Here is a 21,389-nt window from a genome sequence, read left to right as displayed (position 1 = left end):
TCTATTCCTAAAAAACTATGACAGTCCCAATTCCCTTATATCAGCCTCGTTATTTCGCCATTTATCCTTGACTTTCACGAACAGCTCTAAAAACACCGGGCGGTCCAAAAACTCCTCTATCTCCTTCCGGGCGTTTATGCCGATGGCCTTCATCTTATGCCCGCCCTGGCCGATCAATATCGGCTTTTGGGATTTTTTCTCCGCCCAGATGGTGGCCTTGATCACGTCCTTGCGACCCTCCTGCTCTTTGAACTCGTCTATTACTACCGCGGTGGCGTACGGCACCTCGGCCCCGCACAGTTCAAATATCTTTTCCCGGATGATCTCGGCCACGAAGAATTTTTCGGGCTGGTCGGTGACCATATCCGTTGGATAAAAAGGCTGCCCCTCGGACAATGATGCGGCCATGCCCTCCTCCAGTTCCTTCAGGCCGAATTTCTTGAGGGCCGAGATGGGATAGATTTGGTCCAGCCCGGTAGCCTGGTTGACCCGGGCTATCAGCTCCAGCACCTCCGACTTGGGCTTGGCGTCAATTTTGTTTAACACCACTATGGTATTCTTGCGCTGATATTTCTGCAGGTACTTCCAGTCCTCATCATGCCAGCCCTTTTGGGAATCCACCAGGAAGGCCAGGACATCGGACTGGGAGATGGAATTGGCGGCGATCTTCAGCAGGGCGTTCTGCATGGCATAGCGGGGATCCAGCAGGCCCGGAGTGTCTAAAAGAACGATCTGATACCGGTCGTTATTCAGGATTCCCAGCACCCTGGCCCTAGTGGTTTGGGGGCGGCGGCTGACCGCCGCCAGTTTCTGGCCCAGCAGGGCGTTGAGCAGGGTGGATTTTCCCACGTTGGGGCGGCCGGCCAGGGCCGCGTAACCGGATCTAAAGGTCATCAAATTTACCTTCTGAATTTTTAGCAAACTCGAAATATTAATGTCGAATATCAAACCAATTCCAAAGATCTCAAAACACTTGGATATTTAGTTCTCCCTGAAAAACCACCTAAACACGCGAAATACACTAAATTCCAAAGATCTCAAAACACTTGGATATTTAGTTCTCCCTGAAAAACCACCTAAACACGCGAAATACACTAAAATCTATTTTTGCAACGTTTTTGTAAAGCCTTGAAAATCAATTAGTTTTACCAATTATAATTTTCGTGCTTTTAGTGTGTTTCGGTGAAAAAAAGTCTTCTTCAGTGGTAACTATTTAAGGATAAACTCTTAGTATTTGTTCAAGCGCCGTCAAGGTTATTTCTTGGGGATCACCAGCTCGCACTGGCTGCTCCCCGATTCTATCCCGGTCCCGTAAAGCTTTATGGAATCCGGCTTGGAATCGCCCTTGGAATAGATGTACATCTTCTCAAAGTACGAAGGCTGGCCGTTGATCAGCATCTCGGCCCGGGCTGATCCCTCCTGAAGATATATCTTGATCAGCCTTTCCTTGAATGGCTTCAACGTCATGTTGAAATGTTTGCCCGAGCTGTCCAGCTCCACGTTGTACCCGTAAGCCACCTTCTTTTCCAGGAAGGACAGCGGTTCGGTGGTCTGGCCAGTGGAATCCTTGGCCCACATTATCCAAAAAGCCCGCACCGGGTTCTTGGCGTTGATCTCCCCGTTCTTGGCTACGTTCGCTTCGTAATAAAGCTTGTTGATGTTCTTGGTACGTTCGATCAGGAACAGCGGCTGGGCGCTTTGGGCCAGCGCCAGGCCGGAAAGAACCAGGCACAATGAAAGGATCAGGGTAGCTCTCTTCATTTCAACTCCTTGTCGCTGGTTTTATGTTTCCAGTTGATTACTTAGTTCTCCCTGAAAAACCACCTAAACACGTTTCCACTATTGCATAACAATTGTTTCACAATGGTAATACAATGGATATACAATTGTTTCGAGTCTTTTAGTGTGTTTCGGTGTGAAAAAGGTCTTTTTCAGTGGGAACCACTTAAGCCGGGCGTTGGTTGACGCGCTGGCCGCCGGCGAAAAATCGGCCCGGAATTTTTTACCGTGATCGATGCCCTCCCTGGCCCGGCTGGGACAGACCCGGACGCACTTCTGGCATTTCAGGCAACCGCTTCTGTCAATTTTGTGACAAAGCCAGCTGACCGGATTAGTTGTGGCTGAAATGTTTGGCGGCCGCCGTCATCCGGTCAAGGACCGCGGAACATTTCTGAGAATCGTCTGTAAAACCCCGGACGCTGATGCTGATCCCCTGGTCATCCACCACGGTTGAGGGATAAACGGAAAAAAGGTCCAGCAGGGAACGCTGGTTTTCCAACGTCAGTAAATATTTTATCTTCAGGGGATCGTTGCCGTTGACCTGGATTTTCTTGTCAAAAGGCTCATTGCCTGCCTGCACCGTTTTGCCCTTTTGACCCAGAATGAATTGTTTCAGCAGCAGGTTGTTGGCGTTGATCTTGAGCCCCAGACCCAGCGGCCGGGGGAAAGCGGTCTTGAATTCGGTGTAGGTGGCCTTGTCCCGCTTGGTAACGGTAATCCGGACATCGTAGCCCTTGTATTTCCCGGTCAGAGACAAGGGCGACATCATGGACAACAGTTCTTTGATAAAACCATTCCCGGCCAGTTTCTTGGAAGCCTGGTAAGTATTGAAGTCCCGGGCATTGCTGATGTTCTGTGGCCGCCCGGTGATCTGCGGAGTCAGCCGACCTTCGCTCAACTGCAGGCCTAGTTTCATGGCGATGTCCTTCATTTTGGCCTTTTGCTTCTGCCGACCCAGATAGCCTATATAGATCATCAGGGGAAAGACCCCGATGAAGATCAGGAACGGAATATTCGCCATTATGAATGATAGTATGTTATCCATGATAATTCTACCTATTAATTGGATTTTGGGCTGCACCAAATGTCATTTGTCTTCCAACAACACCTGGGGCTTATCCGAGGCGATCTGCTTGCCTTCCACCCCTTCCAGCCGGTCCTCAAACTTCACCAGCCGCTTGTCCACTTCCTCGTACTTTTTCCCGGCGTTGGCAATGTGGCTGCCCAGGATGTCGAACTCATCGCGGAATTTTCCGAAATCCCCCTTGAGTCTGGACAGCGAATCGATGATCTCCTGGGCGCTTTCCTCCACCCGCATTCCCCTTAAACCCAGTACTATGGCCTGGAGATAGGCGTAAAATGAGTTGGGCGAGACCGGGATCACCCTCTTTTCAATGGCATAGGTGGAAATGGACTTGTCCTCGCCGAAATTCTCGTCCTTGATGATGGTCTCGTAATAGACATTCTCGGCCGGGATGTACATCAGGGCGAAGTCGAAGGTGTTTTCGTCCGGCAGGATGTACTTGGAGGAAATGGCGTCCACGTGCTTTTTGACGTCGGATACGAATTTTCTGCGCCAGCTTTTGCGTTCTTCGTCGCTTTGGACCTCCAGCATTTTCTTGAAATTCTCCAGCGGGAACTTGGCGTCCACCGGCACCAGCCGCTGGGAAAGCTTGACCACCGCGTCCACCTTCTCCCCGGAGCGGAAGCCGTATTGCAGTTCAAAGTGGTGGGGCGGCAGTATCTGGGCCAGCAGGTCGCCCAGAAAAAATTCCCCCATGCCGCCCCGCAGTTTGGGCGAGCGCAGGATCTGGGACAGCGAGGCGATGTCCTGGCCGATCTCCTTGATCCGCTGGGTTTCCTGGTTCATCGAGCCCAGGCTTTTCTGGACGTCGCCGATCACCCGGGCCGCGTTGTCCAGCCGCTCGCCCACGGTCTTGGTGTTGGTCTCTAATCTCTGGCTGACCGAGTCCAGGGAACGGCCCAGCTTGGTGTCCACTTCCGATAGCCGGCTGTCCAGCACCTGCCTGGTCTCCTGCAGGCGGGAATCCAACGAAGCCTTGGTCTCCTGCATCCACTGGGAGACGATGTTCATAGCCTGGTCGTTCTTGGCGGAGTCCTTGAGTTCCTGCATCTGGCGGCTGAAGGCCTGAAACAGGAACCAGAAGCCGGCCAGCATTACGGCGGCTAGGACGGCGAGCAGCAGATAGATCATCATGTTTCCGAACCCCATTTTTTGTTTATCATTTCAAACCAGAACGGCTTTTGGGCGGAAAGCTTGTCCTTGGCCGCTTCCAGGGCTTTTTCGGCCGCCTGCTGGCCCAGCTCTATCAGGTTCAGGGCCGATTTCAGATCCCAGCTGGAGATCTGGCCGGTTTCCAATTCTATCAGGATGTCGGCGTCTTTGCGGGACATCTGCGATTCCTTGATGTTGGCGATCTCCATGGAGCGGACCCCGATCTCAAAAAGGTTCCCCGGCTCAAACCGACCGGGCATAAAGGAAACGGCTATGGTGATATCGGGCTTCAGCGTTTTTAACGGATCCATCGGCAGGGGATCCAGGATGCCGCCGTCCGATAAAAGCCAATTCCCCATTTTCAGCGGGGCATAGACCAGGGGCACCGAGCAGGAGGCCCGGACCGCCGGGGCTATCAGATCATCCGGATGATTGGGAAAAATTATTTCCTTGCCGCTGATCAGGTCCACCGTAGACATCGCCAGCGGCAGCTTCATCTCGTTGAAACGCCTTTTGGACCCTATCAGCTGATCCACTAATTTCTCGATGGGTTCCGAGGACAGCAGGCCCTTATCCCTGAAGACCATGGTGGGGGACATCAGCTTGGTCCAGGATATCTCGCGGGCAATCTGCTCCAGCCGGTCGGACTTAAGGCCCGAAGCGTAAAGACAGCCGATCAAGGCCCCGCCCGAGGTCCCGGCCACCACGTCGGCTTCCAGCCCTCTTTGCTCCAGAGCCTTGATTACTCCGATGTGGGCCAGGCAGTAGCCTACCCCGCCGGAAAGGGCCAGGCCGATTTTAGGTTTGTTGGTCATAATGATTTATATATCTATGAGTCCCCTCTAAAAAGAGGCATTTTGCCTTTTTTCGTTGCTGTAACTTGTTGATTTCCAATGACCGTTTTTTTGATTTCGACCTTTTTAGAGTGGACTCATCTATTATCGCTAATAATTATAAAAACCTTCAGCTGACAGTGATACTGAAGGCTTTTACATTTGCTTGGTATCCTGTCCTACTTGCCGCCTCCGAACAGGTCCTGGGCGTTTAAAAGCTCGTTGCCGCATTTTTCGCAGTACCAGTTGTCGGCCCGGTTATAGGCTGCGCATTTGGGGCATTTAAGCTCTCCTTTGTGCGATTCCTCCTCGGCCGACGTTTCCGGGACCGCCGCCGTGACCGGAACCTCCGGCGCCTGCATAGCGGGCGGCACTTCAAAGGTCGGGGTTGGCTGAGGCCGGGGCATCACTTCTTCCATGGCCGGAGCCGGCTGGGCCGGGGCCTCACTAAAACTGGAACCTAGGATGCTGGCAAACTGCTTTTCCAACTCATCCATCTCGTTGACCGGGGGCTGCAAGACTTCCGAGAGTTCCGGGGCCGGGGCAGGAGCGGGCGGCACTGGCTCAGGCGGAGCCGGCATTACCGGAGGCGCTGGCGGAACAGGTTTGGCCACTGGTGGCGGGACCGCCACTGGGGCCGGCCGGGGCGCAGGCGGAACAGGCGGTTTTGGGGCCGGGTGGACCGGGGCCGCCGGCGGTACTACTGGCTTTGGCGGGACAGGAGCCGAAGCCGCAAATTTGACCGGAGGTGCTGGCGGAATGGGCGCGGACTGGGTGGTTTTACCTTTGACAAAAGTATTAAGTTTTTCGATTTTTTGGTTCAAGGCGGCCGCATTATTTTCCATCTCGGTTTTTTGGGCCAAAAGCGCCTGTTCCTGGGCGGCTTTCTCCTCCTCGGTCACCTCTCCGATCACCATCCGCAGTTCAAGTTCCTCCAGGGTATTGGATACCTGCTGCAATTGGGGAAGTATCTGGTCCTTTTCGGCCAAGGCCTGGTTCAGGGCGTCCTCCAGCCCGGCGCCCTTTTCCTCCAGCAGCACCTGGACCTCCAGCAGTTTGGCCTCGTATTCGTTCCGCACCTTTTGGTATATCTCGGGTTTGGTATTCGCTTTCTTCTCGTCGATCAGCCGGATCCTATTGGTAAAGACATCGTAGAGCTTTTGCAGCTCTTCGATGCCTTCATTCCCGGTCAGAACTTCCTGTGCCATATTTTTGCTTTTCTTAATAATGATTAGCTGGATAATTTGAAGATTGCCTGTTGCAACACGGTCCTGGGGTCTCCGAATCCGGATTTCAGCTTTAACTCGGTGGTGAAAAGTCCATTGAACAGAGTCCAGTATTCTTTTTCGGTCCTTTTTTGGGCTGCGGGGATCGCCATTTTAAGGGCATAGGGATGGATCCGCATCTTGCGGCCCATGGCTTCCGGGGAAAGGCCTTGGGACAGCATCAGCTTGACCCGCCACAGGGTGTTGAACTTATGGTTGATGCCGGATAGCATTTTTACCGGGTCTTCCCCGGTCCTCAGCATTTTGTGAAAAAGGGCCAGGGACTGCTTCAGATCCTTTTTGGCCAAAGCCTCGGCCAGCTCGAATCCCCCCACCTCGCTGGTGTCACCGGCCAGCATTTTTATGTGATCGGGCTTTATTTCCCGGTCGGGCCGGCCCTCTAAGAAGGTTGAAATTTTAAGCAACTCCTGTTCCAAAAGCCCCAGGCTCTGTCCGGTTATCTGGATCAGCAGTTGGGCCGATGCCAGGGAGATCCTGCAGCCCAGCTCTTTGGCCTTGGCCATGACCCAGTTGACCAGGCTTTCCGATTTCAGGCTATCAAAAGAAACAAAGACGGTTCTTTCCTGAAGCTCCTGGTAAAATGCAGTCTTGGCGTCAAGCTTGAAAGAGCTTAATACCAGGCAGACGTCGGGCGAGGGTTCACTCCCCAGATGCTCCAAGAGGATCTTACGGCTTTGGGGTGAGAGCGCATCAACCTCCCTGACTACCAGCGCCCGTTTTTCGGCGAAGATGCCCAGGCTTTGGGCCCGGTCGATGATGTCTTTGGCGTCGGTCTCGGAGCCGTAAACCACCTCCAGCCCGTGTTCCACATTGGTTCCCAGAAAAGCCCCAGCGATCTTTCGAATATATAGGCCCTTAAGATATTCCTCCTCGCCCACAAAACAGTAAGCCGGATGAATTTTTGACTTAAGGATCTCAGTATCCAGGTCCGAAATTGTTGCCATAACGTAATAGTTTACTAATTAATAAAGGATTTGTCAACAATATTTTGAGATATTTTTTGGGATATTTGTTACTACTATTCAGCCAAAAAAAGCTTGCCCTGAGCGGTGCCGTAGGGGCACAGAGGACACACAAAATGGATGAGAAAGAGATAATGGAGTTGTGCGACAGGATAAGGCCGACGGCCTTTAATCTGCATATATTCCTGGGCTTGAGCGTTGGGCGAAAGTGTACGAAAACTGGTTGGCGCATCGGCTGTGCCAGCCTGGACCGAAGGCCTGGTAACAACACCCGCTCAAGATTTATGATGAAAATGGCACAGTTTCGGCACGCACAAATTCCAATTTAAGAAACTTATTCCGCTTACGCTTTTATTTATATCTTCCTCGAGTGCCATAGCTTCAGCGGAGGCACTTTGTGATTTATGCGCCCCTTCGATAGAATTTATCCTGAATTTATCGAAGGACTCAGGACATGCTTTATGCGGTCAGTCTGGGGAACGGATGGTAATAGTGTGGCTGAATAGTTACAGATATTTTGAGTTAAAATGAAACATTGTTTCCGGGGATTTAAAAAAACGCCCTGCCGTTTACAAGCAGGGCGTTTAGATCCTTATTTTACCGGATCACAGTGAATCTTCTGGTGGAGGTGTTATCCCCGGCCTTGAGCCGGTAGACATACACGCCCGAAGGCACGTTCCTTCCGTTCTCATCGCGCCCGTTCCATTTGACCGTCTGGCTGCCGGATGCCAGCCGGCCTTCGGCTAGAGTCTTTACCTTTTGCCCCAGCACGTTGTAGATCTCCAAGCTGACCTGCTGGTCTTGGGCCAGCCCGAACCGGAACTCGGCCGATGCCATCACCGGGTTGGGTGCCACCGGCGACAGGAAGAAGCCGGGTTTCACCCCACCGGGCTTCCCTTCCACCCCGGTGGGCATGGTGGTGAACATAAAACTGTCCGGCAACACTGCCAGGGGATTCCCGGCCAGGTCGGTGCCAGTAGTGTAGACCAAGGTATAGGCGGTGTTGTATTCGTAAAGCGTATCCGGGGTCAGGGTCAGGGTGTCGAAGTTCGTATTCCAGCTCTTGGTAAACGCATGGTCGGGAACCGAGTAACCTTTAAAGCTGGCGGTGTCCATCGGCTCGGAGAAGGCAATGATCACATTTTTATTTAGGGCAACGTTGGTAGCTCCGTTAGCCGGGGAGGTCGAAACTATGGCCGGCTTGATTGTATCGCCGGTGGTGGTGAACATGAAACTATCCGGAAGCGCCGTTAGGAAATTCCCGGCCGGGTCGGTCCCGGTAGTGCAGATCAAAGCATAAGTCGTATTGAGCTCGTAAAGCGTATCCGGGGTCAGGGTCAGGGTGTCGAAGTTCGTATTCCAGCTCTTGGTAAACGCATGGTCGGGAACCGAGTAACCTTTAAAGCTGGCGGTGTCCATCGGCTCGGAGAAGGCATAGATCACATTTTCATTTAGGGCAACGTTGCTGTCCCCGTCAGCTGGGGAGGTCCAGACTATGGTCGGCGGGATTGCATCAATTGAGGTTGAATTCTTGCCGAAAGTGAAATCAGAGAACGAGGTCAATCCGGTCAGTTGCACCGAGCCGCCGTCGGCCGTGCCGCCCGGAGTCCGGGCGCCGATGGTCGGGAACGTCCAGTTGCCGGCGTCGTACTTGCCGGCCACCATAGTGTTTTCGTTGGGATCCTCAGGAAAAAGGAAAGCAGTAAAATCGTCTGTCAGATAGTTGAACACCGCCTCATAGTTGTCAAAGGCCAGAATGCCGTCATTGTTCAATGTCCAGTAGCGTTTCAGGGTGAAAGCGGCAATGCTTACGTTGGGATGGCTGCCCTGAACTGCCCGGGCGGTCAGCCTGCCGGCGGTGCCGACGGCGCCGAAAGTAACGCTGACCGGCGAGTAACCGTTGGCCGTGCCCACCGGAAAATCCTTGGTGGTGGCGCCGATGGCCGTATGCAGGGCCAGATTCCCTACCACATAGCCGTTAGTGCGCTGTACTGCCTGGTCGCTCAACATTTTCAGCGTGTCGTTGGCGGTCACGATTCCTTCGAATAGGCCGAGGTCATACCCGACCGGGAATACCCGGTTGATGGTCAGTCCGGCGGCGTTGTTGACATAGACGCTAGTGGAGTCGTTTAGAAATAGCAGGGTCCCGGCGCCGCCGATGGTCTGGGGCGTCGTGCCGTAAAATTTTAGGCTGCAGGCCGCGCCGCCGGAGACAACCTGGCGGAACTGGAGAGTCTCGGCCGCGGCGATCAGGATGTCGCCTTTGATGTTAATGCGGGACAAACCAAACGTAAGCTTGCCGTCCGTAATCTGCAAAGTATCCAGGGACGTGGGGTTCCCCCCGGTTGCGGTGTATGAGAAAGTTGGGAAATCCAATTCAAAATTCGCATAACTGCGGCCAGAGAATGATAGGGGGCCGCTCATCCGGCAACGGAACCAGCTTCCAGGCTGGAACAGGACTTTGGAATTCGGCTGGCCCAGGCCGAAGGGATTAGACCCTGCGTATTGAATGAACTCGGAACCGGCATTGAAGACTATCGCATTGGCCGTGCCGGAGTTCGTAAAGACGCTGCTGGCGCAGTTCTGGGCGAATGTCGAACCAATATTGAACTGGATCGCGCCGGCGTCGCTGGCGTTCAGCTTGTGGGCCATCCCGGAGAAGGTCATAGAACCGTTGATCTGACCCACACCGCCGGCGGCCACGAAGATGGTCATGGTGTCGGCGGCGCCGTTCAGGTTCAGCTGGCACCTGACCGCCAAGCACAGGGAATCCCCCACCGTCAGGGTCTTGCGGGCCCCGGCCTCCGATTGCAGATGCACTGCGGTTAGGGCGCCCACCATCAGGGTGCTGATGGTCTGGGTGGGAATGCCGGTGACAGTGTCCGACTTGCCGTTGGCGAATGATATGGTGTCCCCGACATTTGGCGCGCTGCGGGCCGGCGTCCAGTTATTGGCGTTGGTCCAGAGAAGGTCGCCCCCCGCTCCGTTCCAAGCATAAACTGCCGCCAAGGCTGGCATCGCTGTTGCCAACAGCACGGCGCTTACCAATGACAATAATCGTTTCATGGGGATCTCCTTTTAAATTTGGAGTTAATGATTTCTCTGTTTTCTCCATTAATGATAAGGCAAGAGCCTTTATGTTTTCAATGTATTTATCTTAAAAAGGGCAAAACTATAGTGCAATAATGCAAGTCTTTTGAGAGTAGTATTTGGGTTTCCAATTCGGCCGCCGATCCATAGGCAATGGAAAGAAATTGCAGATCTTCGCCCCGGCGTTGTCTGTTATAACCTTCGGAGATATTCGATGGGATGGATACCGCCCACCTTCTTAATTGATTTATCAAGCCATACTATTCGCTCTTTGGATAGGCCTTGGTGGTTTTCATATACCAAAAGACATAACGCATATGACTTTTGCCAGACAATCAAATCCTTATAACTTTTTCCCATACTAACTGCTACCCCCTAAACCCTAACAGCAACTATATCGTGATCTGTTTTAAGAAACTCGCCCCTTGTCCGGTGTCTTTGATGTCGAAAATCTCAGCCAGCGTGGCCGCGATGTCCGCAAAGCTTTTTCTGGTTCCCAGGTCTATCCCGCTTTTGATCCCCGGGCCAAAGACCAGCAGGGGCGTGTATTCCCGCGAATGGTCGGTGGAGGGCGTGGTGGGGTCGTTGCCGTGGTCGGCGGTAATCATGAGAATGTCGCCGCCGGTCAGGGCCTTTAACAGGCCGGGAAGCCAGACATCGAAATCCTTTAAGCCCTGATAGAACCCCTGAACATCGTTGCGGTGGCCCCAGCTCATGTCAAAATCCACCAGGTTGGCCATCAGTAGGCCGCGGAAAAATTCCGGCAGGGTTTTAAGTATCGTTTGCATCCCGTCCTGATTGTCGTCGGTGTGAATGCTTTGGCTCAAACCCTGTCCGGAAAAAAGATCGTGGATCTTGCCCACCCCTATCACCTGGCAGCCGCTGTTTTTTATGAGATCCAGCGCCGTGGGCCTTGGAGGTTTCAGGGAAAGATCCCTTCGGTGGCCGCCCGCCCGCTGGTAATTGCCGGAAACGCCGGTAAACGGCCGGGCGATGACCCGCCCTACTGCATGTTCGCCGGTCAGCAGTTCCCGGGCTTTCTGGCACCAGTCGTAAAGCTGTTCCAGGGGCACTATGTCCTCGTGGCAGGTGATTTGGAAAACGCTGTCGGCCGAGGTATAGACGATGGGAAGGCCTGTTTTGACATGCTCATCGCCCAGATCTTTGATGATCTCGGTGCCGGAGGCCACTTTGTTGGCCAGGATGTTTCGCCCGATGGCTTTTTTGAAAGGCTCAATGACTTCCTTGGGGAACCCATGAGGATAGGTGGGCAAGGGCTTTTCGGCGACCAGGCCGGCTATCTCCCAGTGCCCAAAGGTGGAGTCCTTGCCAGGGGAGCGTTCGGTTAGTTTTCCCCAGCAGCCTTTGGACGATGGATTTGGGGGGAGGCCATGGATCTCTGTTATATTGCCAAGCCCCAAAGCCTGCAAATTTGGCAGAGCCAGCCCGCCGGGGATCGCCCGGGAAATATTGCCCAGTGTGTTGCTGCCCTGGTCTCCGAAATCGGTGGCGTCAGGCAGTTCGCCCACCCCGCAGCCGTCCAAAACTATAAGAATGACCCTTTTCATCACCAATTAAACAGGCTCCGAATATTTGACAGGATTAACATGATTTACGAGATTATTTCTAATTTTATAATCATGAAAATCTTGTCTTACCCAAGGGAATGGAATAACCCTTATGTTTAATTATCGCATATTTTTTGCCGGTTGTAAATAGCAAACCGCCCCGTTTCCCTAAAAACGGGGCGGTTGACAGGCCGTGTTTATTAGATTTAAAAAGTTTCGACCTTTACAAAAGTGGTTCTTGTATCTCCTGGGTTTAAGGTCTTTCCTTTTTTGCCTATACTCTTCATGCAGACGAGTCTTGCTACATCGTAAAAAAGGCTATCTGAGAGTCGATGTAATTATAATACGAATCATAGGCATAAACAATCCAAGCATACCTGCCGTGCGAAGAAACGATGGTGGTATACTGGGTGATAGGATGGTAAGTGAAGAACCACTGCTCCAGATACCAGTTCATTCCCCCGTCATCGCTGTATCTCACAGCAACATCGTAATAATAAACGTCCGTCAGATTGCAACTCCACTTAAACGTTACCGGGTTGGTCACCCCGCTGGCTCCATCCTGGGGGTAGATGAGTTTGAGGCTCGGGGAGACTCCCGGCCAGTTGTCCAGGCCTTCCTCCCCGCCGATGCCGTTGTTGTTCCCGTCCAGCAGGTTCCCAAATTTATCGGCAGTTTCCATATGGACATACGGAGCAACCGTTCCCGACACCGTCCTTTTATAGTAATACCTAAATCCTATGGAATCCAGGTCCGGCACGATCTCTCCCGGCAGGTAGCCGGAGCCGTCCATGAACATTATGTTGGCCGTGGTGAAGGTGCTGATGTCCATCTTCTTGGTGAAGGTCATCCGGTAATAATCGCCGGCATTGGCATAAGTGTTAACCTGCGGATAGGTATATTTTTCAGCAGTTGTGGTATCGGCCGGTTCAAATTTTACGATATAGTCCGGCTCAACCGCTTTAGCGCCATTTTCATCGGTATCTAATTTAAGCAGGTAGGAATCCACTCCCGTTGTATCTGCCGTGGCCTTGAGCGTATTCCCCAAAATCCTAAATTCGTACTTGGCTCCGGCCACCACCAACGAATCGCTGGGAATGTTTATGCCCAACGACACCGAGCCCGCGGTCACTCCCCTTAGATACAGGGGCACCGTGGTGTTATTGTCGGTACGTTTTAACGAATAATTGGATAGTGGCTTTAATAATAAGGTATCCATCGGGCCGTTGCTAAAATTAACTGTAATTATTTGAGTAGACATCGCAACTCGCTGCCCATCCGCAGGTGTGGTGGATGAAACGGTTGGCGGAGTAGTTCTCACGCTATCCAAAGGGCCGCTGCCTATTTGAAAGGCATACAGCTTATCATCATAGGGTGTTCCGTCGTATGTTCCGTTTCCGTTGCCATCTAAATGCGCTCCATCTTTGTTGGTGACATTGGCGGAAATAACCAGCAAATAGGCATGATCAAAGGCAAACCCTCCGGTGTTCGGCTTGAATATTGCCATCTTAGCCACGGCATCGTAGCTTACTTTGCCGGACTTAGCGCCCATGGTTTGATAATGACAGGCGTCATAAACCTTGATATTGTTGCTGTCAATGGTAGCGCTATTCATGTAGTTATCAAAGGTTATTTCTACCTGTACTGTGGTATCCCCATTTGCGGTTTTTATAACAACCGACGAAACCGCAGGCAGATTGCCAGCCTTGGCGGTGTTTAGCCCGGCGGTGCTGACCTCCAGCGGATTATCTTTTTTACCGCACCCCGCGCCCAAGAATAATGCCACCGCCAAAAGGCTTGCCAACCCTATGAGTATTTTTCTGTTTTTCATTTCAATATTCTCCTAAATATTTATGTTTGATGAATTAGAATTTCATGGTGGCCGATAGTTTCCAGCCGCTGAGATTGGTCAGGTTGGCAAACCCCATCAAGTCTATCTTCAGGTGCTCGCTGATGCTCCAGCCGGCGCCATAGCTAAAAGAAGTTTGGCTGGTTTTTGTGTAGGCGCTGGCGCTGGTCCCATTCTCCAGGGTGTTGGGGTTGGGCGAGATGCTCTCGGTGATTACGCTGTCTCCGGTGACCGTCCGGCGGTGCAGCGCCGAATAGCTGGATATCGCGCGCGTGCGGGTAGAATCATCCCAGCCCAGGTCGTAACGGGCTCCCAGCCTTATCACCACCGGGTTGGCCACTTTGAATTCCAAGCCCACCGGGATCCCCAGGGTAGTATAGCTGCCGGTGGTCTTGTAATCTATGGCGGTGGAGTAGTTTTCCACGGTCACAGAGTCGTCGGGATCAAGCAGCTGGTTGTCGCCGTCGTTGTAAGAGTATTGATTGGCAACCAAGCTGTCGCTGGTGAAATTGTCCTCCCAGCCGTAGGTGGAGAAGTTGAGGCCCATGCCAAAACTTACCTTTTCGTCCAGCTTGGCCACGGTGCGGGCGAAGAGTTCAAAACCGCTAGCGGCAGCGTCCCCGGTCAGGCCGATATCGATATTTCTATTCTGGGTGTCCTGAATCAGATCGGTGCCAAAGGTTATTCTGGTCACCTGGCTGTATTCGTAGGTCCCCATGGCGTCGCTGGTGGTCTTCTGCGAGATCATGCCCATCCGGGCAAAGCCCTCGGTCTTGACATTGTCGCTCCATTTATAGCGGCCGCCGGCCCAAACAAAGAACTTTGTGCCGGAATACGGCCTGGCATACTGCGCGTGCTCATTGGTGTTAACATCGTCTATCCGGGTGTCTGCCGGGCTGTTGTCCTCGGTGGAAGTGCCTTCGTAGTGGTAGCCGTATTTGGTGGAAAGAAAGCCTGCCAAACCTCCCAGGTTCAGGTCCACCTTGGGGCCGAACGGCATCCAGAAAGAACCCAGAATGGCGTTCTCGGAAACTTTTGAGCTGTCGTTGTATTGGCCCTCGCCGTTATAGGTGTACAGCAGGCCGGTGACATAGTTGTTGTCCTCCTGCTGGTAGCTGTTGAAAAGGCGGTAGAAATAACTTTCCTCATTGCGGTAGTAGGCCAGGCCTATTTTTTTGTCTCCCAGCTCCTTATTGTATGCCAGATACCAGTGGTTGTCGAATTCTTCCCGGCTGACTATGGACTGATCGTTGACCATGCTCTGCTCGTCGTAGCTGCCGTTCATGTCGATATCTCGGTAGGTGGTGGTGGTGCTTTCCGTCGAGTCGATGTTCTTATCCTGATAACGGTCGTACAAGGCCCCGAAGTATCCGTAACCGCTGTTGGTAAGCTTGCCCGAACCCCCGATTAAAAAGTATCCGTTGTCGTTGTTTGAAAACACCTCTTCGTCCTTGTCAACCAGGTTTGAAAGGTTGGTGTACAACCGTGTTCCCCCTATTTCGCAAACCCGGGCGGGATCCAAAAGAATGTCGATATCGTCTTCCAGTATGCCTGCGGTTGATGCGCTGCGGAATGATTCGGTCCACGGGTTGGCTTCCCAGCGGTAGCCCTGGGCGTGCGAAATCGAACTTACGGCAACGATAAGTGCCAATAACGCCAAAACTCTTGCTCTCATTTTCTCCTCCTGTTAGTTATTAGTTGATTATTCTCTTTTTATTAACCATAAAACCAGACAGGTAAAACTTGTTTTTAATCACCTCCTTGAATAATACACCGAATAGAGATATTATCATATATGATACATAAAAAAGGCGCTTATGTCAAGGATAAAAATAAACTTTTTTTTCTTTTTTACGCTCCGGTTGGCATGACATTAATTTGCCGCTAAAAACCGGGCCTCTGGGAAATATCTATTGACTAAATTCGTGCAGGTGGTATAATTGAAACTCAACTTTGGCCATTGCCAAAGTTGACAAATCCCAAAACTCAAAATTCAAAATCCCAAACAAGCACCAATTTTTAAAGCACCAAAATCCTAAAAACCATCTTAGTCTTTAGATACCATCTGATTTGAATTTGTTTAGAATTTCGATATTCTGATTTTGAATTTTCATTGAAGATTATGTCCAAAAAAGCGCTATACCTGATGCTGCTGGGCCTGGTCTGGTCTGGCTCCCTGGTTTGGTTCGGCTTGGGCCGGGCGGGCTGCCAGCCGGCGGAGCATAAGGTCCGGCCCCGGGCCCTGTCTGATTCCGAGCAATGGCACGGCATCTATTACCAGTACCAGAAGATCGGCCACTCGGTCACCCTGACCAGGGTTTTAACCCAAGGCGGACAGGCGGTTTCCAACAAGTCGCTGATGCGGCTGCCGCTAATGGGCGAGGTCCGCCAGGTGTCCACCGTTTTGAACTACGAGCTGGACAGGAATTACCGGCTGACCAGCTTTGAATTCAAGATGGCCGGGGCGGCCGAGATCTCGGTCAAGGGCCGGGTCCAAGGCAAGCAGTTGAGTTTGGAGATACTGTCCAACGGCCAGAGCCAGAGCGCCGAGTTGGACATCCCCGGCTCCATCGTCATGCCCGAGGCTTTGGAACCGATGCTTATAGGCAAGAGCCTGACCCCCGGCAAAGAGTATGATTTTTCGGTGTTTGACCCGGCTTCCATGGCGGTGGTGCCCCTGTTGGTGAAAGTGATCGGCCCCGATTCCATTTTGCTGGAAGGCCGCTGGACCCAAGCCACCAAACTGGAGATAAGTTTTTCCGGCTCCAAAAGCCACGCCTGGGTGGACAGTTTGGGCCAGACCGTAAAAGAGGACGGCCCGCTGGGGATAACCATGATCCGCCAGACAAAGGAGCAGGCCCTGGCCCTGCCCAAGGATTTTCCAGAAATGGACCTGCTCAGCAATATTGCAGTGCCGGCGCTTAATGGCGGGCTGCCGAAGGCCCGGGAAACCGAACGAATGGTGATCGCAATCTCAGGCGTATCCCTTAAAGAGCTGGATGTTTCCGGCGGGCGGCAGGCGATCACCGACAGTCAAAAACAAATCGTACAAATCACCACGGAGCAAACTTCCGAACTTCAACCTGTAAACGGCAAACCGGACAAACTGGAAGAGTATTTAATGCCCACCGTGTTGATCCAGTCGGAAGACGAAGATGTCAAACAGCTGGCTTTAAAACTGACCAAGGGCTTGACCGATCCTTGGCAAAAGGCTTTGGTTTTGGAGAAATGGGTTTATGAGAATTTGGAGAAAACCATGACCGTCAGCCTGCCCTCGGCGGTGGAGGTGCTGCAATCTCGGCGGGGCGACTGCAACGAGCACGCCACTTTGTTTGCCGCCTTGGCCCGGGCCGCCGGCCTGCCGGCCAAGATCTGCCTGGGAGTGGTTTATCTGGACGGCAAGTTTTACTATCACGCCTGGAATTCGGTCTACTGCGGTAAATGGATTGAGTTGGATCCCACCTTCGGCCAGGCCCCGGCCGACGCCGCCCGGCTGCGCTTGGTGGAGGGCGACCTCAGCCAGCAGACCCGTTTGCTCAGTGCCTTCGGAAATTTGAAGATCGAGATACTGGAGCACCGGCCATGAGCCGGGGAATAGAGCTTAAGAATTTGTCCAAATCATTCGGGGCCAAGCTGGCGGTGGATGATATCAGCCTAAGCATCGGGTCGGGGGAGATCTTCGGGCTGCTGGGCCCCAACGGGGCCGGCAAGACCACCACACTTAAAATGCTGGCCGGCATTTTACAGCCTAGCGGAGGTGCCCGCTCCATCTGCGGTTTTGACCTGGAACAAAGCCCGACCCAGGCCAAACAGTGCCTGGGATTCATCCCCGACGACCCCTTTATATATGAGAAACTGTCGGGCCGGGAGTTTCTGCGCCTGGTGGCCCGGCTCTATGGCTGTCCGGACAAGGGGCTGGAGCTGCGGGTGGAGGAACTGATAGACCGGTTCGAGACCCAGGAGTGGATCGACCGCCGGGCCGAGAGCTATTCCCACGGCATGCGGCAGAAGACCGTGCTGGCCGCCACCCTGCTTCATCAGCCTAAAGTTTATCTGATAGACGAGCCGCTGGTGGGCCTGGACCCGGCCAGCATAATTTTGGTGAAGCAGATATTCCAGGAGGAGGCTAAAAAAGGCTGTTCCCTGCTGATCTCCACCCACACCTTAAGCCTGGCCGAGTCGGTCTGCCACCGGATCGGCATCATCGCCAACGGCCGGCTGGCGGCCCTGGGCACGCTGGAGGAGCTAATGGAATTATCCCAACACCGGCACCAGGACCTGGAGAGCCTGTACCTGGAGTTCACTCGAAGCAATGAACAATGAGCAATGAACAGTGAACAATAAACAATGAATGGTAAACGCTAAACAGAAAACAGTGGCTACTGACTATCGGCTACTGGATACAGTCCAGCTAACAACTAACTGACAGCTAACAGCTAATAAGATGGCACTTGAAGGAAATCTTTCCGATTTCAGCATCCCCGAGATTTTACAGCTGATCTCCAGCCAGCGCAAGAACGGCGTTCTGACCCTGAAACAGGGGGACGACGAAGTCGCCTTTGATCTGGATCAGGGCTACATCACCGGCGGCTTTTACCGCAAGCAGGGCCGCCAGGAGCACATCTCCGAATACCTGTTCAAGACCGGGCTGGTATCCGAGACCAACTTCATGCAGGCCGAAGAGCAGCAGAAGGCCCTGAAGGCCCCGCTGGAGGAGATCCTGATCGAGCGCGGCTTTTTGTCCCAGGACGATTTTGAGGAAGTGATCCGCTTCAAGATTCAGGAGATCATGGACGAGATCTTTACCTGGGTGGAGGGGCACTATGTTTTTGACGTCCAGGCCCGGCTGTACACCCAGAGCAAATACCCGGTGCGCCTGGCGGTGGAGGGATTTTTGCTGGAAGGCATGCGGCGGCTGGACGAATGGCTGCGGATCAAGAAGGAGATCCCCTCGCTGGAGGCCATCGTCAAGGCCGGTGTCAAACCCCGCCCCCCCGAGCTGACCCCGGAGCAGGAAAATATCTTGGGACTTTTGGGCCAAAAGCATCTGCCGGTTTCCGGCCTGGTCTCCTCCAGCGGCCTGGGCAAGTTCCTGACCTGCCAGGCCCTGACCGAACTGCTGGAGATGGGCCTGGCCGAGAAACCGGCCGAGGCCTCTTTGCAGCCTCAGCCGGTCCGGACCTTCGATCCGGCCTTTCAGGTCAGCACCATCTCCCTGCTGATAAAACAATTCGGGCTGCTGATCAAAAACATCACCCGCTATCCCTTTAACCATCCCCATATCATCGCCAACCTGGATGGCTTCTCCCATCTGCTCAGCAACCTGCCCATGGACAACAGCAGTCTGTCCTTTTCGTCGGCCATCGACCAGACCCTGGTCAACGGCTGGCCGATCCACGACCAAAGCCAGATCCTGCCCCAGTTTTCCCTTTATCTGCATCAGCGGCAAATTCAGAGCCTGACCTTTATGCCCCAGATCCGGGACGAAGAACTGCGGAGGTTGGCCTACATCATGGCCCTGCCGCCGGAGCTGTTAAACCTTTTTGGAGGAATAGATTTTATCGGAAAAAGCCTGCGCTGGCATCACCTAAAACTGAAGGAACAGGCCCAAAAGGCGGAACGGATGTTGAGCGGAGAAAAAATGTTCGTCATCCCCTCCAGCTTTTTGGAAGTGATAGAAGGAATGGGAGCCTTTTCCGCCAAGCCCTCCTCCATTCCCCAGACCTTCGTCAGTTTGAAGGCGGTGCTGCTCTTGCCCCAGCCGAAACTGTCGCCCGATGAGACCATGGCCATCGAGGAGGCCGAGCAGGCCTCGGAGAAGGTCTTCAGCGTTTACAGCCGCGGCGGCCGCGAGAAGTATATCGAGAAAGTGGTCACGGCCGCGCTGAAGCTGCCCCCCGCCCCCCGGCTGGCATTGCTCAAGCGGAAACTGCTGGACGTCCGCTGGCTGTTCCCGATCGACAATATCCTGGCCCTGTCGCACAGCGAGTTTGAGAGGCTATGACCAAACAAAATACTAAATCCTAAACACTGAACAAACACCAATTACCAAATTCCGAATTTCCAAATTCCCAGTTTTTACAGTTTTGAAATTGTTTAAAATTTTAGGATTTTCAGCCAGATGTCATTACCTCTCCATCTTATAACTACCTTATTCCGGGCCTCGGCCTCGCAGATCTTCGCCCCGCGCCGGGGCCGCCTGCTGCAGCTTTCGTCCTACCTGTTCGCCGTGGCCGTGTTCCTGGTGGGCGGGTATTTTTTGTTCTATAAGATCTTCGCTTACTTGCTGGCCCTGGAAGACATCGGGCGGCCCCTGCTGTTCCGGCTGTTGTCCACTTCCTTCCTGACCTTCTTTCTGATGCTTTTTTTAAGCAACCTGATCACCTCGCTCTCCACCCTGTACTATTCCCCGGAGGTGGACTACCTGCTGGCCACGCCCATGGAGCCGTCAAAGCTTTTCGGCTACCGCTTCCTGCAGAACTTCTTCTTCAGCACCTGGGCCACTTTGATACTGGGCCTGCCCCTTTTGGCGGCCTTGACCGCGGCCCGGCACCAGAACCTGCTCCACTTTCTGCTTTATCTGGCCGCCCTGCTGGTCTTCACCCTGCTGCCGGCCTTCCTGGCGATGGCGGCGCTGCTGGTTCTGATAAAAATATTTCCCCGCCTGGGCCTGCGTCAGTTGCTGGGGTTTTTATTATTGTTCCTGGCTTTAGCGGCTTGGGCCTTCTTCCTGTTCGGCCAGCCCAAGGGGATGGTGATCGCCCAGATAGACACCATGCCCGAGCTGGAGCATTACCTGTCCCAGCTGGCGTTGGTGGGATCACCGCTGCTGCCCGGAACATGGCTGGCCCGGCTGGTGCTGGCGCCGCTCCCCGCGGCTTTAGGAGAAGCGTTGAAGATGGCCTGGCTGCTTCTTATCACCGCCGTCTTCTGGGGGGCTTTGTGTTCCTGGCTGGCGGGCAAGGTCTATTACCACGCGTTGACCGGGCGGGTCAATACTTCGCCGGACCGGGGATTTACTAAAAGCTTCGGACCGGCCTCCCGGCTGGCCGGCCTTCTGCCCATCGCGGCCAAGGATGCTCTGCTCTTCCTGCGCGACCCCGGCCAGTGGGCCCAGGGCCTGATCTTCCTGTCGCTTTTAGTGATCTACCTGGGTGGCTTAAGGACCTATCCCCTGTTGTTTACCTTCCCGGTCTGGAAGGTGGCCATCGCCTTTTTGAACTTCGCCTTTGCCGGGTACATTTTGGCCACCCTCTCGGTGCGGTTCGTATTTCCGGTGATCAGTTTGGAAGGCCCCATGATGTGGCTGATGCGCTCGGCCCCGGTCTCGGCCAAAAGACTGCTGATGGAGAAATCGGCCCTGAACCTGGCGGTGGCCCTGCTCCTGACCGAAACTTTGAGTTTACTCTCCAACCGGATACTGAACACCCTGCCCCAAATGAGATTGTTGAGCCACCTGTCTTTGGGCCTGATGTGCCTGGCCATCACCAGCCTGGCGCTGGGCCTGGGGGCCATCTTCCCCGACTTCAAGGAACGCAATCCCAGCCGCATTGCCTCGGGGCTGGGCGGCCTGCTGGCCGCTTTGGCCGGACTGGGTTACGTGGGGCTCTCGGTGGTGGTGCTGGCCTGGCCGGCCTATTTATACGCCGCCAATTTATGGAAAAGTAATTTAAGCTACAGCGGCGCCCTTTTGACGGCCCTGGGAATTTTTGGATTGCTTTCGGCCGTGGCTATTTATTTGCCGTTGAGAGTGGGGCTGAAGGCGCTGGAGAGACAAGAGGTGTGA

At 53.5% G+C, this 21,389-nt stretch carries 16 protein-coding genes and 1 pseudogene; 4 read left to right on the top strand and 13 right to left on the bottom strand.

The genetic code is table 11. The features are described from left to right. Positions 1–15: 15 nt before the first annotated feature. The 13 genes and pseudogenes from era to HY768_00370 all read right to left on the bottom strand — a co-directional run bounded on the left by era (position 16) and on the right by HY768_00370 (position 15,278). Positions 16–894, bottom strand: coding sequence for a GTPase Era (era, locus tag HY768_00430; GenBank protein ID MBI4725689.1), 879 nt, complete (start codon positions 892–894; stop codon positions 16–18). Positions 895–1,254: 360 nt separating this feature from the next. Beyond that, positions 1,255–1,761: a DUF4833 domain-containing protein gene (locus tag HY768_00425; GenBank protein MBI4725688.1), complete on the bottom strand. Its 507-nt coding sequence runs from the start codon at positions 1,759–1,761 to the stop codon at positions 1,255–1,257. A gap of 78 nt (positions 1,762–1,839) precedes the next feature. Then, the gene (locus HY768_00420) at positions 1,840–2,127 is read right to left on the bottom strand and encodes a 4Fe-4S dicluster domain-containing protein (protein MBI4725687.1); all 288 of its coding nucleotides are present in this window, start codon (positions 2,125–2,127) and stop codon (positions 1,840–1,842) included. Beyond that, entirely contained in the window at positions 2,111–2,824 is a 714-nt protein-coding gene (locus HY768_00415) for a hypothetical protein (protein MBI4725686.1), read from the bottom strand. Before HY768_00415 ends, HY768_00420 begins: the two co-directional genes overlap by 17 nt. A gap of 42 nt (positions 2,825–2,866) precedes the next feature. Next, positions 2,867–3,997: a DNA recombination protein RmuC gene (gene rmuC / locus HY768_00410; GenBank protein ID MBI4725685.1), complete on the bottom strand. Its 1,131-nt coding sequence runs from the start codon at positions 3,995–3,997 to the stop codon at positions 2,867–2,869. Beyond that, a complete protein-coding gene (locus tag HY768_00405) occupies positions 3,994–4,830 on the bottom strand; it encodes a patatin-like phospholipase family protein (GenBank protein ID MBI4725684.1) in 837 nt (278 codons plus the stop codon). Before HY768_00405 ends, rmuC begins: the two co-directional genes overlap by 4 nt. Positions 4,831–5,027: 197 nt before the next feature. Further along, the gene (locus HY768_00400) at positions 5,028–6,056 is read right to left on the bottom strand and encodes a hypothetical protein (protein MBI4725683.1); all 1,029 of its coding nucleotides are present in this window, start codon (positions 6,054–6,056) and stop codon (positions 5,028–5,030) included. A 23-nt stretch (positions 6,057–6,079) separates the two neighbouring features. Further along, positions 6,080–7,078, bottom strand: a complete 999-nt coding sequence (gene holA, locus HY768_00395) for a DNA polymerase III subunit delta (protein MBI4725682.1) — start codon at positions 7,076–7,078, stop codon at positions 6,080–6,082. Positions 7,079–7,693: 615 nt separating this feature from the next. Then, on the bottom strand, positions 7,694–10,162 hold the full coding sequence (locus HY768_00390) for an Ig-like domain-containing protein (protein ID MBI4725681.1): 2,469 nt from the start codon (positions 10,160–10,162) through the stop codon (positions 7,694–7,696). Positions 10,163–10,248: 86 nt separating this feature from the next. Beyond that, positions 10,249–10,546 (bottom strand): annotated as a pseudogene (locus HY768_00385) (four helix bundle protein). A 32-nt stretch (positions 10,547–10,578) separates the two neighbouring features. Beyond that, a complete protein-coding gene (locus tag HY768_00380; GenBank protein MBI4725680.1) occupies positions 10,579–11,757 on the bottom strand; it encodes a phosphopentomutase in 1,179 nt (392 codons plus the stop codon). Between the two features lie 298 nt (positions 11,758–12,055). Then, complete coding sequence (locus HY768_00375) at positions 12,056–13,585, bottom strand: hypothetical protein (GenBank protein MBI4725679.1); 1,530 nt, start codon at positions 13,583–13,585, stop codon at positions 12,056–12,058. A 34-nt stretch (positions 13,586–13,619) separates the two neighbouring features. Continuing rightward, positions 13,620–15,278 (bottom strand): hypothetical protein, encoded by a 1,659-nt coding sequence (locus HY768_00370; protein ID MBI4725678.1) that lies wholly within the window; start codon positions 15,276–15,278, stop codon positions 13,620–13,622. 447 nt (positions 15,279–15,725) lie between these two features. On the opposite strand from HY768_00370, the gene HY768_00365 reads away from it, so the two are divergent. The 4 genes from HY768_00365 (at position 15,726) to HY768_00350 (ending at position 21,389) form a co-directional block, all read left to right on the top strand. Further along, positions 15,726–17,189 (top strand): lasso peptide biosynthesis protein, encoded by a 1,464-nt coding sequence (locus HY768_00365; protein MBI4725677.1) that lies wholly within the window; start codon positions 15,726–15,728, stop codon positions 17,187–17,189. Next, the gene (locus HY768_00360) at positions 17,186–17,926 is read left to right on the top strand and encodes an ABC transporter ATP-binding protein (protein ID MBI4725676.1); all 741 of its coding nucleotides are present in this window, start codon (positions 17,186–17,188) and stop codon (positions 17,924–17,926) included. Before HY768_00365 ends, HY768_00360 begins: the two co-directional genes overlap by 4 nt. A gap of 121 nt (positions 17,927–18,047) precedes the next feature. Next, the gene (locus HY768_00355; protein ID MBI4725675.1) at positions 18,048–19,607 is read left to right on the top strand and encodes a DUF4388 domain-containing protein; all 1,560 of its coding nucleotides are present in this window, start codon (positions 18,048–18,050) and stop codon (positions 19,605–19,607) included. A gap of 117 nt (positions 19,608–19,724) precedes the next feature. Next, a complete protein-coding gene (locus tag HY768_00350) occupies positions 19,725–21,389 on the top strand; it encodes a hypothetical protein (protein ID MBI4725674.1) in 1,665 nt (554 codons plus the stop codon).

The sequence above is a fragment of the candidate division TA06 bacterium genome (assembly GCA_016208585.1).
Taxonomy (GTDB): Bacteria; Edwardsbacteria; AC1; order AC1; family EtOH8; genus UBA5202.
The sequence above is the reverse complement of the archived record's forward strand: the minus strand, read 5'-3'. Positions and strand labels throughout refer to the sequence as shown.

Bases quoted from the DNA above. Each gene is read 5' to 3' on its own strand.
- HY768_00355 (MBI4725675.1), top strand. From the start codon at position 18,048: ATGGCACTTGAAGGAAATCTTTCCGATTTCAGCATCCCCGAGATTTTA.
- HY768_00415 (MBI4725686.1), bottom strand. From the start codon at position 2,824: ATGGATAACATACTATCATTCATAATGGCGAATATTCCGTTCCTGATC.
- HY768_00350 (MBI4725674.1), top strand. From the start codon at position 19,725: ATGTCATTACCTCTCCATCTTATAACTACCTTATTCCGGGCCTCGGCC.
- HY768_00425 (MBI4725688.1), bottom strand. From the start codon at position 1,761: ATGAAGAGAGCTACCCTGATCCTTTCATTGTGCCTGGTTCTTTCCGGC.
- HY768_00370 (MBI4725678.1), bottom strand. From the start codon at position 15,278: ATGAGAGCAAGAGTTTTGGCGTTATTGGCACTTATCGTTGCCGTAAGT.
- HY768_00375 (MBI4725679.1), bottom strand. From the start codon at position 13,585: ATGAAAAACAGAAAAATACTCATAGGGTTGGCAAGCCTTTTGGCGGTG.
- HY768_00400 (MBI4725683.1), bottom strand. From the start codon at position 6,056: ATGGCACAGGAAGTTCTGACCGGGAATGAAGGCATCGAAGAGCTGCAA.
- rmuC (MBI4725685.1), bottom strand. From the start codon at position 3,997: ATGATGATCTATCTGCTGCTCGCCGTCCTAGCCGCCGTAATGCTGGCC.
- HY768_00365 (MBI4725677.1), top strand. From the start codon at position 15,726: ATGTCCAAAAAAGCGCTATACCTGATGCTGCTGGGCCTGGTCTGGTCT.
- HY768_00360 (MBI4725676.1), top strand. From the start codon at position 17,186: ATGAGCCGGGGAATAGAGCTTAAGAATTTGTCCAAATCATTCGGGGCC.
- holA (MBI4725682.1), bottom strand. From the start codon at position 7,078: ATGGCAACAATTTCGGACCTGGATACTGAGATCCTTAAGTCAAAAATT.
- HY768_00405 (MBI4725684.1), bottom strand. From the start codon at position 4,830: ATGACCAACAAACCTAAAATCGGCCTGGCCCTTTCCGGCGGGGTAGGC.
- era (MBI4725689.1), bottom strand. From the start codon at position 894: ATGACCTTTAGATCCGGTTACGCGGCCCTGGCCGGCCGCCCCAACGTG.
- HY768_00390 (MBI4725681.1), bottom strand. From the start codon at position 10,162: ATGAAACGATTATTGTCATTGGTAAGCGCCGTGCTGTTGGCAACAGCG.